This window comes from Bradyrhizobium sp. USDA 4454, from assembly GCF_054822705.1.
Genome location: NZ_JBTRCN010000001.1, coordinates 90,783 through 104,371, shown reverse-complemented (window position 1 = coordinate 104,371; position 13,589 = coordinate 90,783). Strand labels below are relative to the sequence as shown.

Below are 13,589 nucleotides of genomic sequence, written 5' to 3'. Positions count from 1 at the left end.
AGTAAGACACTCACATATCTCGATTTTTCGAAAGACTTGCCGAATGCAACGCTGTCCTATCTTTAGATTTCCTCGACATAGGCGCCCGAGATGAGCGTATCGGTGGAAGCGGGCACGCCCCGTCCCGACCGCGCCCGGGCAACGCGGACGCTGACGGTGACCGGGCTCAACCATGCCCTGCACGACGGCTACACCGACCTGATCTACGTGCTGCTGCCGGTCTGGCAGGCCGAATTCGCGCTGAGCTACGGACTGCTGGCGCTGCTGCGCGGGCTCTATGCCGGCGCCATGGCGGGCTTGCAGATTCCGGTCGGACGCATCGCGGAGCGGATCGACGGCAAGGTCATCCTGATCGCCGGCACGGCGCTGTCGGCGCTCGGCTACGTATTTGCCGGATTCTCCGGCGGCATCATCGGACTTGGCCTGGCGCTCGCGCTGTCCGGCGCCGGCTCGAGCACGCAGCATCCGATCGCATCCGCCGCCGTATCGCGCGCCTATGGCGCCGGCGCACGCGGGCCGCTCGGCATCTATAATTTCTCAGGCGATCTCGGCAAGGCGGCGGTCCCGGCAGCGACCTCGATCCTGCTCGTGATCATGTCATGGCGGCACACGCTGCTTGTGGTCGCCTTTGCCGGCTTGCTGGTGGCGGTCTGCATCGCGCTCTGGATGCCCTCGGTCGGCAAGGGCGCCGAGCACCAGGCGGCCGCCAAATCGCGCCGCGACCGCACTGGCGGCGGTTTTCCCTGGCTGCTCGCGATCGGAATTCTCGACACCGCGGTGAGGATGGGCTTCCTCACCTTCCTGCCGTTCCTGCTGCGCGACAAGGGCGCCGCGTTGCCGACCAACGGCCTCGCGCTGGCGCTGGTGTTCATCGGCGGCGCCGCGGGGAAATTCACCTGCGGCTGGCTCGGCCAACGCGTCGGCACGCTGCGCACTGTGCTGATCACCGAAGGCGGCACCGCGGCGCTGATCGCTCTGGTGCTGCTGTTGCCGCTGGCGCCGGCCATCGTGCTGCTGCCGCTGCTCGGCGTGATGCTCAACGGCACCTCCTCGGTGCTCTACGGCACGGTGCCCGAGTTGACGCCGGCGCATCAGTCCGAGCGCGCTTTCGCGCTGTTCTATACCGGCACCATCGGATCGGGCGCGATCGCGCCTGTGATCTACGGCCTGCTCGGCGACGCACTCGGCCCGACGCTTGCGACCGCTGCGACCGCGCTCACGGCGCTGGCGATCTGCCCGCTTGCGATGGTCCTCGCGCGGCATCTCGCCGACGAAGCGACGGCGTAAGGACAACGGTCCGAAGCCACGGGCGACAGTCTTCTCCTTCCCCCTGAAAGGGGGAAGGTTGTGATGGGGGTCTGCCACGGGCGACGCTGTCTACGGAGAGAGCAGATCTCCACCCGCCTTGCTCTGACGAGCAAAGCGACCTCCCCTTTTCAAGGGGAGGTTAAGACCTAACCCGGATTGCGCTTCGCTCCATCCGGGCTACTTAAGCATTGGTCTCACGGAGCATCCCAATGACAAGCACGCACAAGGCTTGGCGGCTGCACGCCCATAATGATCTTCGCTTCGAGGATGTCGCAACGCCCAAGCCCGCGCCCGATGGCGTCGTGGTGCGGATCGAGGCCGGCATGGTGCTGTCCTATACCAACAAGCTGCTCTCCGGCGCGCTGCCCTACAGCCTGCCGCCGATGCCGTTCGTGCCGGGCACCAACGCGATCGCGCGCGTCGTCGCCGCCGGCGACAACGTCAACCATGTGCAAAGCGGCGACCGCGTGTTCCTCAGCCCGCATCTGCGCGGCGACGTGCCGGATCGCGATCCGCCGCAAATCCTGATCGGCCTCACCGCCACGGTGACGACACCCGAGGCGCTGGCGTTGCAGGCGCGCTGGCGCGACGGCGTATTCGCGGAAATCGCGCACTGGCCGGCCGCCTGCGTCACGCCGCTTGCCAATCTCGACGACAGACCGGCGACCGAGCTGATCGGGCTCGCCAAACTGATCGTGCCGTTCGGCGGCCTGCAGCGCTCTGGCCTGCGCGGCGGCCAGACCGTCATCATCAACGGCGCCACCGGCTATTTCGGCTCGGGCGGTGTGATGCTCGCGGTCGCGATGGGCGCGGGCCGCGTCGTTGCCGTCGGACGTAAGCAGGCTGCGCTCGAACAGTTGCGTGACGCATTCGGCCCACGTGTCATTCCTGCCCTCGTCACCGGCGACGCCGCGGCCGACCTTCAGGTCATCCGCCGCGCCGCCGGCGGCAGCGCCGATGTCGCGCTTGATCTGCTCGGCGCCGCCAGGAGCACGTCGACCACGCTCTCCTCGTTGCGCGCGCTCCGGCGCGGCGGCCGGATGGTGCTGATGGGCAGCGCCGAGGTGCCGCTCGAGCTCTCGTTCCGCGAGATGCTGGCCAATGACTGGGAAGTAGTCGGCCAGTTCATGTACGACCGCACGGCGCCGGGCCAACTCGCCGGCCTCGCCGCCGAAGGCCTGCTCGATCTGCGCAAGATCAACGTCGCGGCCTTTGCGCTCGCCGACTTCCGCCGCGCGGTGGATGCGGCTGCGATGATGCAGAGCCTCGACCTCACGGCCGTGGTGCCGTAACCAGAGGACATGATACCGCAAGAGACCCCGGCCCAAGCGACACCGTGGCGCGCCACCCTGCTGACCTTGTTCCCGGACATGTTTCCGGGGCCGCTTGGCGTGAGCCTGGCCGGCAAGGCGCTGGCCACGGGCCTTTGGGCGCTGGAGGCCCGCGACATCCGGGCATCGGCGACCGACAAGCACCGCAGCGTCGATGACACCCCGGCGGGCGGCGGCCCCGGCATGGTGCTGCGGGCCGATGTGCTGGCTGCGGCGATCGACGCTGCTAACATCGCTCCTGACCGTCCGCGCCTCCTGATGAGCCCGCGGGGTCGGCCATTGAGCCAAATCCGGGTCGCGGAACTTGCGGCGGGACCCGGCCCCCTGATCGTCTGCGGCCGGTTCGAGGGTATCGACCAGCGGGTGATCGAGGCCCGCGGGCTCGAGGAGGTCTCGATCGGCGATTATGTGCTGTCCGGTGGCGAAATCGCCGCGATGGTCCTGATCGACGCCTGCGTCCGCCTGTTGCCGGGGGTGATGGGCAAATTGGCTTCGGGAACCGAGGAGAGCTTCTCCGAAGGCCTACTGGAATACCCCCAATATACCCGTCCGCAGGAGTTCGAGGGCCGCCAGATCCCGGAAATCCTGGTTTCCGGCGATCACGCCAAGGTCGCGGCCTGGCGGCTGGCCCAATCCGAGGCCCTGACGGCGGCCCGCAGGCCCGATCTCTGGGCCCGCAAGGCCGGCCAAAAAGCCGTTCCGCGCCGGACAAAAAACACGACAGACGGGTGACAAACCCTGCGCTTTGCCTTATAGGGGCGGCCTAATCCGCACACGCGCAGGATAGATGGACGTTTGCGCAGCCCCCATACAGGCTGGGCGCGCCGCCGATGGAGATTTCGATGAACCTTATTCAGCAGCTCGAAAAAGAGCAGTTCGACAAGCTCGCCGCCACCAAGACCATTCCGGAATTCGGGCCCGGCGACACCGTCATCGTCAACGTGAAGGTTGTCGAAGGCGAGCGCACCCGCGTGCAGGCCTATGAAGGCGTTTGCATTGGCCGTTCCGGCCAGGGCCTCAACGAGAGCTTCACCGTGCGCAAGATCTCCTATGGCGAAGGCGTCGAGCGCGTCTTCCCGGTGATGTCGCCGATGATCGACTCGATCAAGGTCGTGCGGCGCGGCAAGGTGCGTCGCGCCAAGCTGTATTACCTGCGCAACCTGCGCGGCAAGTCGGCCCGCATCGTCGAGAAGCAGGACCGCCAGACCGCCGTCGGCGAGTAATTCTTCCTGCAAGGGACGAGTTAAAAAGCGCGGGGCTGGCCCCGCGCTTTTTTGTTGCGGCATACCTATCTGACGTGCAGGCCCGCGCATCGATCGATTGTCGCGGGCGCAAGCCCTGTGTTAGAAATTTAGAATGGTTCCGGATCAAGCAAGCCAGCGCTGCCCAGGACAAATCTGCCAGCGCGTCGTGATCGACGATCGCTCGCGGCTGCCCGGCCGCTTCTTCGGGCGCTTTGCGACGTCGGCGACGTCTGAGCTTAGACACGCAGCGTAACGCTGCCTGGACGCTGTCGCCTGCCCGCGCGCTCAAGACGCGCTCACACCATTCACCACTGAATTTCTTCTGGAGCTGAAGCTCATGTCCAAACCGACCACGCTGTACGACAAGATCTGGAACGACCATCTGGTCCACGAGGCCGAGGACGGCACCTGCCTGCTCTACATCGACCGCCATCTGGTGCACGAGGTGACCTCGCCGCAGGCGTTCGAGGGCCTGCGCGCCGCCGGCCGCAAGGTGCACGCGCCGGAGAAGACGCTCGCCGTCGTCGACCACAACATTCCGACCACGGATCGCTCCAAGCCCAATCCCGACCCCGAGAGCATCGAGCAGATGCGGGTGATGGCGGAGAACGCCAAGGAATTCGGCATCGAATATTACAACGAGTTCGACAAGCGCCAGGGCATCGTCCACGTCATCGGCCCGGAGCAGGGCTTTACGCTGCCCGGCACCACCATCGTCTGCGGTGACAGCCACACCTCGACGCATGGCGCGTTCGGTGCGCTCGCGCACGGCATCGGCACGTCAGAGGTCGAGCACGTGCTGGCGACGCAGACGCTAATCCAGAAAAAGGCCAAGAACATGCGCGCGATCGTCGACGGCAAATTGCCCGAAGGCGTGACCGGCAAGGACATCATCCTGGCGATCATCGGCGAGATCGGCACCGCAGGCGGCACCGGCTACGTGCTGGAATATGCCGGCGAGGCGATCCGTGCGCTGTCGATGGAAGGCCGCATGACGGTCTGCAACATGTCGATCGAAGGCGGCGCGCGCGCTGGCCTGGTCGCGCCCGACCAGAAGGCGTTCGATTTCCTGCGCGACCGCCCGAAGGCGCCGAAGGGCGCCGCCTGGGATGCCGCGATGCGTTACTGGGAGACGCTGCGCTCCGACGATGGAGCGCATTTCGACCACGAAATCCGGCTCGACGCCGCCAAGCTGCCGCCGATCGTCACCTGGGGCACAAGCCCCGAGGACGTCATCTCGGTGAACGGCTTCGTGCCCGATCCCGACAAGATCGAGGACGAGGCCAAGCGGCTCTCCAAGCATCGCGCGCTGAAATATATGGGCCTGACCGCGGGCACGAAGATCACCGACATCAAGCTCGACCGCGTCTTCATCGGCTCCTGCACCAACGGCCGCATCGAGGATCTGCGCGCAGCCGCCAAGATCGCCGAGGGCAAGACCGTCAACGCCAACGTCAATGCGATGATCGTGCCGGGCTCGGGCATCGTGAAGGAGCAGGCGGAAGCCGAAGGCCTCGACAAGATCTTCGTCAAGGCCGGCTTCGAATGGCGCGAGCCGGGCTGCTCGATGTGCCTGGCGATGAACCCGGACAAGCTGAAGCCGGAAGAGCGCTGCGCCTCAACCTCGAACCGCAACTTCGAGGGCCGTCAGGGCTTCAAGGGCCGCACCCATCTGGTGTCGCCCGCGATGGCCGCGGCCGCCGCGATCGCCGGCCACTTCGTCGACGTCCGCGACTGGCGGTAAGGCCAAGCGCCAGATTCTTTTTTGACGCGTTTTCTTCACGCGAACCGGAGCCACTTCGCTCGAAAACGCTATTGCTTCGTCTCAAGCTCGAGCCGTTTCGGAAACGGCTCGTTAACGGGCCGCACGCACACTGCCTCCTTGCGAAAACAAGTCTTCGCAAGGAGCGCCTGCCGTGGCTGACAAGCCCGAATTCGTCGACATGATCAGTGAGGCGACGCGGCAGAAGCGCCGCCGCGCTGCGCCACGCATCATCGATCCACTTCCCGAGGTGAAGGAAAGCTCGCGCCTCAGCCACTGGCCGCCGGACCGCTGGACGCAATGGCGGATGGAAAACCTGACGCCGTGGAAGATCAAGCCCTGGAAGCTGAAGGACTGGGACTAAAGCGCGATGAGATTGGGTTGAATCGTCAGCGCGTTTTAGGAGCTGCTCTCTCGTTGCGTCGCTTGTGTCGCGCGCCGCGCGACAGCGTCCGTCACCAGAACGGGCCGAACCCGAAGCCGAAGGTGAACGGCGCAGGCGCCGCATACGGATACGGCCGATAGTAATAGGGCCGCCCGTAATAATAGGAGCCGTACGGACGGTAATAGGAATAGGGCCGGTGGTACGGCCGGTAATAAGGCCGGTAGCCGTGGTGATAGTGGCGGCGATGGGTGTGGTGGTGATGGCGCTGCGCGCTGAAGTCGGTCGCTGCGCCCGCCTGCCGTTGCGCGGCCGCGGCCTGCGGCCTGGTTGAAGCCGCCGCGGTTGCCGATGCCGGCGCCGTCAATGCCAATGCACAGGCGAGCGCCGCGACACCGATCCATCTCATCATGATCAACTCCTGCAGATTGCGATTGGTCTCACCTCGCGTGCGCGAATCTGCCGGTTTGATGACTGACAACGACAACAGGCCCGCTGCTCACGGGCCTGTGTCTCAACTGCGCTGATACGTCGCGCGATCAGCGGCGCCAGTGGCGGTGATGGCCCCAGCCACGGTGATGTCCGCGGTGCCAGCCACGATGCCAGCCACGACTATGTCCGTGGCCCCAGCGCACCTCGGTGGTCTGGCTCACGTTGTCCTGAACCGTTGCGGCGGTGCCCGGCGTCGCGAGCGACATCGCGTTCGCGCGCTCGGCCGGCGCCGCCAAAACCAGCACGGCACCGACGGCCGCAAGTCCCAGAACCTTCATCACCTTCATGAGTCGTCTCCTTGATCCCTTGAGGTCACGTCTTGCAACGACGATTGGCGTTCGAATCGACTGCCGTTGCCGCGACGCAGATCGCGAGCCGGATGCGGATGACGTGAGTGGGAAGTGAATATCTGCGCCACGATCATGAATGCCGGGGGCGCGCACACGTTCCAATTGACCGCGTGATTTTTCGCGCAGACGCGCAAAACCCGGCCTAGACTATGGTCGTATCTCGCGTGCTCTCTGTTGCAGGAGATTGCCGTGACACACACAGGCACACGCAGCCGCGTGCTTCAAACTGGCATTGCGACGCTCACTGGTTCCATCATGTTCGCCAATGCCGCGCTCGCCTCGCAAGGACCGGGCGGCGGCATGGGCACGGCAAGCCATCTCACGCAAATGCTGATGGCGATCGCAGTCTACGGAGCGTCGGGATTGATCGTCGCTGCCGGACTCATCCGCGCTGCACAGCGCAGCTTGCGCGGCTAGCCCGGCCGCCAGAAGCAGTTCATGCGCGGCGTGATCACGGTGCCGCTCGGCCTGTGCTCCTGCACATAGGTCGCGGTGCATTCACGCACGGCATTCGGACCGGGATTGTAGCGCGGGATCACATCCGGTTCCCAATGATCGGGCCGCGACCGGTAGACCGGCACGCGCCTCAGGCGGCGGCGATCGGCGACGCGCTCGCGCGCGACGGGCGCCGGTTCACCGATCCGTGCTTCAGCCGCCGCGCTCTGCGCGCGCGCCTCTCCAACCGGGAGCGAGAGCCCGACTGATGCCGCCAACAGCGCTGCCGCCACGATCCGTTTCATCACGCCACCCAAGCCCCACTCTTGAGCCCCATTGTTGGGCAGCACGGTCTCCTATCGCACTGCCAAGGTCAACTGCGCTGGCGCGCCCGATAGCACTCGCGCTAAAGGAGTGGCATGTGGACCACAGCCAAAGCTCCTTCACTGGCCGAGATGGAGGCCATGGCGCACGAGGTTTTCGAGCGCCTGCCCGCGACGTTCCGGGCCCTCTGCGAGGGCCTGATCATCCGTGTCGACGACTTCCCGACCGACGAGGTGCTCGACGAGATGCAGGCCGAGAGCGAGTTTGACCTGCTCGGTCTGTTTCACGGCATCGGGCTGCCGCAGCAGAGCCATGGCGACGTGGCCCGGCTGCCCAATCTGGTCTGGCTGTACCGCCGGCCGATCCTGGACTACTGGGCTGAGCACGACGAGACCCTCGGGCATATCGTCCGGCACGTGCTGATCCATGAGATCGGGCACCATTTCGGCCTCTCGGACGCCGATATGGAGGCGATTGAGGCTGGCGCGGGGTAAAGCGTTTTCGAGCGAAGTGGACCCCGGTTCGCGTGAAGAAACGCGTCAAAACAAGACTCTGGAGCCCGTTCCGCTTCCATCGGAGCGGAATGGGCTCCAGCTTTGCAGAAATCGCCCTTTTACCGCTGTCATATTCGCGATAGATATCCGGCCCCTATCCCCACTTTTGGCCCGGGAAGAGCACCGATGGACAAGTTCACCACGCTGGAAGGCGTCGCGGCACCGCTGAAGATCATCAATGTCGACACCGACATGATCATTCCGAAGCAGTACCTCAAGACCATCAAGCGCACCGGCCTTGGCAAGGGGCTTTTCTCCGAGCAGCGCTACAAGGATGACGGCAGCGAGAATCCGGATTTCGTCCTCAACCAGCCCGCCTATCGCAACGCGAAGGTGCTGGTCGCCGGCGACAATTTCGGCTGCGGCTCGAGCCGCGAGCACGCGCCCTGGGCGCTGCTCGACTTCGGCATCCGCTGCGTGATCTCGACCTCGTTCGGCGACATCTTCTACAACAACTGCTTCAAGAACGGCATCCTGCCGATCCGCGTGTCGCAGGAAGACCTCGACAAGCTGTTCGACGATGCCGAGCGCGGCGCCAACGCGACGCTGACCATCGACCTCCCCAACCAGGAGATCCGCGGCCCCGACGGCGGCAAGGTCAAGTTCGAGATCGACCCGTTCCGCAAGCACTGCCTGATCAACGGCCTCGACGACATCGGCCTGACGCTGGAAAAGAAGACGTCGATCGACAGCTACGAGGCCAAGCTCAAGGAACGTGCCTGGGCCTGAGGCTCGGCGTATCGTCGCGCCCCGGTGCCCTCAGGCGCCGGGGCTTTTCTTTGCCGCATTGCCTCTCCGCAACCTCAGAGACGACTGACGCGCATGCTGCCTGACATCGTCACTTTCTGGCACGGCTCGATGGACGCGCTGCGCCAGACCTGCCTGCGCTCGCAGCTGGCGGCCGGCCACAAGGTGACCGTGTACAGCTTCGATCCGATTCCCGGCCTGCCCGACGGCGTCGGCAATGCCGAGGCGGAAGCCGTGCTGCCGCATGCGTTCTCGGAGAAGCTGCGTCCGGCCGAGCGCGACGGCTCGTGGCGCGACTGGACCATCCTGCAATTCAGCGACTTCTTTCGGATGCGACTGATGGCGCAGCGCGCCGGGCTCTGGCTCGACGCCGACGTGCTGCTGCTCAAGCCGGTCGCGATCGATCCGGCAAAACCCTATTTCGCCTGGGAACGGCCGCAGCAGCTCGGCAACTCCGTGCTGTATCTGCCGCCGGACGATCCGATCGTGCGCGCCTTCGAAGCGCTAATGAAACAGGACGAGCTGACGCCGGACTGGCTGGCGCTCCGTCACCGCCTGACTTTTGCGGTGCGCAAGCTGCGCGGCAAATCCCACCGCCTCTCCGACATCCGCATCGCGATCTACGGCCCCGCCGCACTCACCGCACTGGCGCGCCGCGAACGCGAATTGCAATACGCGCTGCCGAAGCGCTCGTTCTACGCGGTGCACGCCGAGCCGAAACTGTTCTTCGAGCCGTCGGACTTTTCGCGCTATCTCGATGATCCCGAGATCATCGGCCTGCACATCTCACCGAAAGGCCGCGGCAAGGAGACCCCGATCCCGGGCAGCCTCTATGCGTGGGCGACGGAGAAGTTTGGGGCGTGATGCGCCCACCCGCCTCTGGAGGGGGCGCCCTAGCAAAACATCGAAAACAACCCCATGCAAAGGAGCCGGCGTGCCTGCATTCGACACGGCAGCTTGACATGACGGGCAAATCAGCGGCATTATTCTATTATTCGGAAGTTGCGCGGACGCGCCTCACCCCGCGCGATGGGACGTGGCCGGAGCCATATGCGATCCCCCCCCCTGAAGGGCAGGGCAATCGCATATGACCCTTCGGCGGCCGCGGAGGTAACTTGGCCTCGTGGTTCGAGACGCGCCGCAAGCGGCGCTCCTCACCATGAGGGTCTACTATTGTGCAGCAAAACAAGCCGTCATCCTGAGGAGCCCGCCAGAGGCGGGCGTCTCGAAGGATGGCCGCAGGGACGCTCCTCGCCAGATTATTCCCAAACGCGATAGCCTTACCCTGGAGGGTGCAAATCAATGCCCCATCGCGGCGATCGCGTCGGCGATCGCGATGGTGCGCTTCGCCATCTCGGCGTGCAGCCGCTCGACCATGCGGCCGTCGAGCTGGATCGCGCCGCGCGAGGCGTTCTCCGGCAGTTGGAAGGCGGCGATGATCTTGCGGGCCTCGGTGACCTCCGCCTCCGGCGGCGTGAAGATCGCGTTGCAGGCATCGATGTGGCTTGGATGGATCAGCGTCTTGCCGTCGAAGCCGAGATCGCGGGCCTGCGCGCATTCCTCGGCAAAGCCGTCGACATTGCTGATGTCGCTATAGGGTCCGTCGAGGATCTCGAGCCCGTGGGCGCGGGTCGCCAGGATGCAATGCGTGATCATCGGGATCATCGCCGCACGGCCCGGCTTCATCCGGATCCGGGTTTCGCGCGCAATGTCGTTCGGCCCGAACACGAAGCCGGCGAGCCGGACCCCAGAGTCCTTCGACGCCGCCGCGAGCTTGTCGGCATCGAGCACCGCGCGCGCGGTCTCGATCATGGCCCAGACCCGGATCGAAGCCGGGGCGTTGATGTCGCTCAGGCGATCGGCGACTGCGTTGAGATCGTCGACGGTGGAGATCTTGGGAACCAGGATGCCGTCCGGCTGCGCCTTGCCGGCCATGGCGATGTCGTCGACCCACCAGGGCGAGTCCAGCGCGTTGATGCGGATCAGCACCTCGCGCTTGCCAAAGCCTTTGGCCGCGACTGCCTTGGCGATCTGCTCGCGCGCCACCGCCTTGGCGTCGGGCGCGACTGAATCCTCCAGATCGAGGATGATGCCGTCGGCCGCCAGCGTACGGGCCTTTTCCAGCGCCCGTGCATTCGACCCCGGCATGAACAACAGGCTGCGGCGCGGACGGGTCATCGGCATTCTCCTCGGGGCTTCGGCTCCGCCGCTGTCCAATCTCTGGGCAAAGGGCCGGAACCATCGTTTCAATGCTGCCGTATCATTTCAAGCTGCACCCCGAAAGTCTTGTTCCCATCACCGGCATGTGGTTAGCCAGAGGCCATGAAATTTTTTCCGAAACAGTTGATCGACGGCTACCGGACCTTCGCGACCCAGCGGCTGCCGACCGAGCAGTCGCGCTACCGGGATCTGTCGGAACGCGGCCAGTCTCCCGAAACCATGGTGATCGGCTGCTGCGATTCCCGCGTCTCGCCCGAAGTGATCTTCGATGCCGGCCCGGGCGAATTGTTCGTGGTGCGCAACATCGCCAATCTGGTTCCGGTCTATCAGCCCGACAGCAGCGCCCACGGCGTCTCGGCCGCGCTGGAATATGCCGTGACCGTGCTGAAGGTGAAGAATATCGTGGTGCTGGGCCATGCCCAGTGCGGAGGCATCCGCGCGTTCGTCGACAAGATCAAGCCGCTCACGCCGGGCGACTTCATCGGCAAATGGATGCAGATGTTCATCAAGCCGGGCGAGGTGGTCGAGCAGCGCGCGCATGAGAGCATGCAGGATTTCGTCACCCGCATCGAGAAGGCCGCGGTGTTCCGCTCGCTGGAGAATTTGATGACCTTCCCGTTCGTCCGCGAGCGGGTCGAGAGCGGCGAGATGCAGCTGCACGGCGCCTATTTCGGTGTCGCCGAGGGCTCGCTGTTCGTGCTCGACCGGGTCGCGAAGGAATTCATCAGCGTGCAGGAAGCGATTCAGAAGGGCGAATAGGGAAGCCCTATTTGCCACTCGCTACGCACGCGAGCTTTATTCGTGATCGTTGCCCCAGCGATCGGAGATCGCAAGCAAGAGCGCCGAGATCACGAACACCAGGTGCACGGCGACCAGCCAGGTCATCCGCGTCGCGTCGAACGCGGAATCGATATTCAGGAACGCTTCCAGCACGTGGATCGCGGAGATCGCGACGATCGAGGCCAGCAGTTTCTGCTTCAGCCCGGCAAAATCGATCTTGGTGATCCAGATCGGCCAGTTCGGATTGCCCGACGTGTCGATGCGCGAGACGAAGTTCTCGTAGCCCGAAAACACCACGATCAGGATGAGGTTGGCAACCAGCGTGACGTCGATCAGCGCCAGCGCATCGAGGATGACTTCGGTCGATTTGTAGCCGGACGCATGCAGCACGAACTCCCAGAGCATGCGCGCGAATTTCAGCAGCAGCACGGCCAGCGCCACGACCAGGCCGACATAGAACGGCGCCATCAGCCAGCGGCTGTTGAACAGCACATATTCGAAGCCGCGCATGAAGCGCGGCGTCGCGGGACTGGACGGGACGGGAGCCGATTGTTCCGACATGGTTACGCCCCCCGTTGGTCCGCGCCGCTCAGGCCGCCTTCTGCTTCGCGGTGATCAGCTTGCGGTTGATCAGGACCTCGGCGATCTGCACGGCATTGAGCGCCGCGCCCTTGCGCAGATTGTCCGAGACGCACCAGAACGCCAGGCCGTTCTCCACCGTCGCGTCCTCGCGGATGCGGCTGATATAGGTGGCGTCCTCGCCGGCCGCCTCATAGGGCGTGACGTAGCCGCCCGGCTCATGCTTGTCGATCACGAGGCAGCCCGGCGCATTGCGCAGGATGTTGCGCGCCTCGTCCGCAGTGATCGGATTGGCGAACTCGACATTGACGGCCTCGGAATGGCCGACGAACACCGGCACGCGCACGCAGGTCGCGGTCAGCTTGATCTTGGGATCAAGAATCTTCTTGGTCTCCGCCATCATCTTCCACTCTTCCTTGGTAAAGCCGTCCTCCATGAAGACGTCGATCTGCGGAATGACGTTGAAGGCGATGCGCTTGGGAAACTTCTTATTGATCAGCTCGTCATTGGTGTAGACGGCCTTGGTCTGCGAGAACAATTCGTCCATCGCATCCTTGCCGGCGCCCGACACCGATTGATAGGTCGAGACCACGACGCGCATGATGGTTGCCTTGTCGTGCAGCGGCTTCAGCGCGACGACGAGCTGCGCGGTCGAGCAATTCGGATTCGCGATGATGTTCTTCTTGGTGAAGCCGGCCGCGGCATCCGCATTCACTTCCGGCACGATCAGCGGCACGTCCGGGTCCATGCGCCAGGCCGACGAATTGTCGATCACGACCGCGCCGGCGGCGCCGATCCTGGGCGACCATTCCTTGGAGACCGAGCCGCCGGCCGACATCAGGCAGATGTCGATGTCGGAGAAATCATAGTGCTCGAGCGCCTTCACCTTCAGGGTGCGGTCGCCATAGGAGACCTCGATGCCGACGCTGCGGCGCGAGGCCAGCACGACGACCTCGTCGGCGGGGAATTTGCGCTCGTCGAGAATGTTGAGCATTTCGCGCCCGACATTGCCGGTCGCACCGACCACCGCGACTTTGTAACCCATCGTTCACTCTCCGACGAAAAATGCCCATTCCCCCGC

The 13,589-nt window shown here is 64.7% G+C and carries 17 protein-coding genes; 11 read left to right on the top strand and 6 right to left on the bottom strand.

From position 1 onward, the window contains the following. The first annotated feature begins 90 nt into the window (after positions 1–90). The 6 genes from ACVIW0_RS00505 to ACVIW0_RS00480 all read left to right on the top strand — a co-directional run bounded on the left by ACVIW0_RS00505 (position 91) and on the right by ACVIW0_RS00480 (position 6,009). Positions 91–1,287 carry an MFS transporter gene (locus ACVIW0_RS00505; RefSeq protein WP_461350528.1) on the top strand — a complete coding sequence of 399 codons (1,197 nt, stop codon included), beginning with the start codon at positions 91–93 and terminating at the stop codon, positions 1,285–1,287. 230 nt (positions 1,288–1,517) lie between these two features. Further along, positions 1,518–2,600, top strand: coding sequence for a zinc-binding dehydrogenase (locus ACVIW0_RS00500; RefSeq protein ID WP_461350527.1), 1,083 nt, complete (start codon positions 1,518–1,520; stop codon positions 2,598–2,600). Between the two features lie 9 nt (positions 2,601–2,609). Beyond that, positions 2,610–3,371: a tRNA (guanosine(37)-N1)-methyltransferase TrmD gene (gene trmD, locus ACVIW0_RS00495; RefSeq protein ID WP_461350526.1), complete on the top strand. Its 762-nt coding sequence runs from the start codon at positions 2,610–2,612 to the stop codon at positions 3,369–3,371. A 110-nt stretch (positions 3,372–3,481) separates the two neighbouring features. Next, positions 3,482–3,862 (top strand): 50S ribosomal protein L19, encoded by a 381-nt coding sequence (gene rplS / locus ACVIW0_RS00490; RefSeq protein WP_021078824.1) that lies wholly within the window; start codon positions 3,482–3,484, stop codon positions 3,860–3,862. A gap of 358 nt (positions 3,863–4,220) precedes the next feature. Beyond that, complete coding sequence (gene leuC / locus ACVIW0_RS00485; protein ID WP_461350525.1) at positions 4,221–5,627, top strand: 3-isopropylmalate dehydratase large subunit; 1,407 nt, start codon at positions 4,221–4,223, stop codon at positions 5,625–5,627. Positions 5,628–5,799: 172 nt separating this feature from the next. Continuing rightward, positions 5,800–6,009, top strand: a complete 210-nt coding sequence (locus ACVIW0_RS00480) for a hypothetical protein (RefSeq protein ID WP_461350524.1) — start codon at positions 5,800–5,802, stop codon at positions 6,007–6,009. A gap of 91 nt (positions 6,010–6,100) precedes the next feature. On the opposite strand, the gene ACVIW0_RS00475 is transcribed toward ACVIW0_RS00480, so the two are convergent. Beyond that, complete coding sequence (locus tag ACVIW0_RS00475; protein WP_461350523.1) at positions 6,101–6,439, bottom strand: hypothetical protein; 339 nt, start codon at positions 6,437–6,439, stop codon at positions 6,101–6,103. Positions 6,440–6,566: 127 nt separating this feature from the next. Beyond that, a complete protein-coding gene (locus tag ACVIW0_RS00470; protein ID WP_461350522.1) occupies positions 6,567–6,806 on the bottom strand; it encodes a hypothetical protein in 240 nt (79 codons plus the stop codon). A gap of 252 nt (positions 6,807–7,058) precedes the next feature. Here ACVIW0_RS00470 and ACVIW0_RS00465 point away from each other — a divergent pair, with 252 nt between their 5' ends. Beyond that, the gene (locus tag ACVIW0_RS00465; RefSeq protein ID WP_461350521.1) at positions 7,059–7,286 is read left to right on the top strand and encodes a hypothetical protein; all 228 of its coding nucleotides are present in this window, start codon (positions 7,059–7,061) and stop codon (positions 7,284–7,286) included. Here ACVIW0_RS00465 and ACVIW0_RS00460 read toward each other — a convergent pair. Continuing rightward, positions 7,283–7,609: a hypothetical protein gene (locus tag ACVIW0_RS00460; RefSeq protein ID WP_461350520.1), complete on the bottom strand. Its 327-nt coding sequence runs from the start codon at positions 7,607–7,609 to the stop codon at positions 7,283–7,285. The two genes, ACVIW0_RS00465 and ACVIW0_RS00460, sit on opposite strands and share 4 nt — an antisense overlap. Before the next feature lie 114 nt (positions 7,610–7,723). On the opposite strand from ACVIW0_RS00460, the gene ACVIW0_RS00455 reads away from it, so the two are divergent. The 3 genes from ACVIW0_RS00455 (at position 7,724) to ACVIW0_RS00445 (ending at position 9,793) form a co-directional block, all read left to right on the top strand. Then, positions 7,724–8,122 (top strand): metallopeptidase family protein, encoded by a 399-nt coding sequence (locus ACVIW0_RS00455; RefSeq protein ID WP_461350519.1) that lies wholly within the window; start codon positions 7,724–7,726, stop codon positions 8,120–8,122. Between the two features lie 186 nt (positions 8,123–8,308). Further along, entirely contained in the window at positions 8,309–8,911 is a 603-nt protein-coding gene (gene leuD, locus ACVIW0_RS00450) for a 3-isopropylmalate dehydratase small subunit (RefSeq protein ID WP_461350518.1), read from the top strand. 93 nt (positions 8,912–9,004) lie between these two features. Beyond that, positions 9,005–9,793: a glycosyltransferase family 32 protein gene (locus ACVIW0_RS00445; RefSeq protein ID WP_461350517.1), complete on the top strand. Its 789-nt coding sequence runs from the start codon at positions 9,005–9,007 to the stop codon at positions 9,791–9,793. Between the two features lie 435 nt (positions 9,794–10,228). Here ACVIW0_RS00445 and ACVIW0_RS00440 read toward each other — a convergent pair whose 3' ends face one another. Further along, on the bottom strand, positions 10,229–11,107 hold the full coding sequence (locus ACVIW0_RS00440; RefSeq protein ID WP_461350516.1) for an HpcH/HpaI aldolase/citrate lyase family protein: 879 nt from the start codon (positions 11,105–11,107) through the stop codon (positions 10,229–10,231). 144 nt (positions 11,108–11,251) lie between these two features. On the opposite strand from ACVIW0_RS00440, the gene ACVIW0_RS00435 reads away from it, so the two are divergent. Further along, positions 11,252–11,908 carry a carbonic anhydrase gene (locus ACVIW0_RS00435; protein WP_461350515.1) on the top strand — a complete coding sequence of 219 codons (657 nt, stop codon included), beginning with the start codon at positions 11,252–11,254 and terminating at the stop codon, positions 11,906–11,908. 36 nt (positions 11,909–11,944) lie between these two features. Here ACVIW0_RS00435 and ACVIW0_RS00430 read toward each other — a convergent pair whose 3' ends face one another. Together ACVIW0_RS00430 and ACVIW0_RS00425 are read right to left on the bottom strand one after the other, a co-directional pair. After that, complete coding sequence (locus ACVIW0_RS00430; protein WP_461350514.1) at positions 11,945–12,490, bottom strand: TIGR00645 family protein; 546 nt, start codon at positions 12,488–12,490, stop codon at positions 11,945–11,947. A 28-nt stretch (positions 12,491–12,518) separates the two neighbouring features. After that, positions 12,519–13,553 (bottom strand): aspartate-semialdehyde dehydrogenase, encoded by a 1,035-nt coding sequence (locus ACVIW0_RS00425; RefSeq protein ID WP_461350513.1) that lies wholly within the window; start codon positions 13,551–13,553, stop codon positions 12,519–12,521. Positions 13,554–13,589 lie beyond the last annotated feature (36 nt).

Excerpts from the sequence above, each read along its gene's own strand:
- ACVIW0_RS00475 (WP_461350523.1), bottom strand. The coding sequence starts at position 6,439 with ATGATGAGATGGATCGGTGTCGCGGCGCTCGCCTGTGCATTGGCATTG.
- ACVIW0_RS00470 (WP_461350522.1), bottom strand. The coding sequence starts at position 6,806 with ATGAAGGTGATGAAGGTTCTGGGACTTGCGGCCGTCGGTGCCGTGCTG.
- ACVIW0_RS00435 (WP_461350515.1), top strand. The coding sequence starts at position 11,252 with ATGAAATTTTTTCCGAAACAGTTGATCGACGGCTACCGGACCTTCGCG.
- ACVIW0_RS00455 (WP_461350519.1), top strand. The coding sequence starts at position 7,724 with ATGTGGACCACAGCCAAAGCTCCTTCACTGGCCGAGATGGAGGCCATG.
- leuD (WP_461350518.1), top strand. The coding sequence starts at position 8,309 with ATGGACAAGTTCACCACGCTGGAAGGCGTCGCGGCACCGCTGAAGATC.
- leuC (WP_461350525.1), top strand. The coding sequence starts at position 4,221 with ATGTCCAAACCGACCACGCTGTACGACAAGATCTGGAACGACCATCTG.
- trmD (WP_461350526.1), top strand. The coding sequence starts at position 2,610 with ATGATACCGCAAGAGACCCCGGCCCAAGCGACACCGTGGCGCGCCACC.
- ACVIW0_RS00505 (WP_461350528.1), top strand. The coding sequence starts at position 91 with ATGAGCGTATCGGTGGAAGCGGGCACGCCCCGTCCCGACCGCGCCCGG.
- ACVIW0_RS00430 (WP_461350514.1), bottom strand. The coding sequence starts at position 12,490 with ATGTCGGAACAATCGGCTCCCGTCCCGTCCAGTCCCGCGACGCCGCGC.
- ACVIW0_RS00440 (WP_461350516.1), bottom strand. The coding sequence starts at position 11,107 with ATGACCCGTCCGCGCCGCAGCCTGTTGTTCATGCCGGGGTCGAATGCA.
- ACVIW0_RS00445 (WP_461350517.1), top strand. The coding sequence starts at position 9,005 with ATGCTGCCTGACATCGTCACTTTCTGGCACGGCTCGATGGACGCGCTG.
- rplS (WP_021078824.1), top strand. The coding sequence starts at position 3,482 with ATGAACCTTATTCAGCAGCTCGAAAAAGAGCAGTTCGACAAGCTCGCC.
- ACVIW0_RS00500 (WP_461350527.1), top strand. The coding sequence starts at position 1,518 with ATGACAAGCACGCACAAGGCTTGGCGGCTGCACGCCCATAATGATCTT.
- ACVIW0_RS00425 (WP_461350513.1), bottom strand. The coding sequence starts at position 13,553 with ATGGGTTACAAAGTCGCGGTGGTCGGTGCGACCGGCAATGTCGGGCGC.
- ACVIW0_RS00460 (WP_461350520.1), bottom strand. The coding sequence starts at position 7,609 with ATGAAACGGATCGTGGCGGCAGCGCTGTTGGCGGCATCAGTCGGGCTC.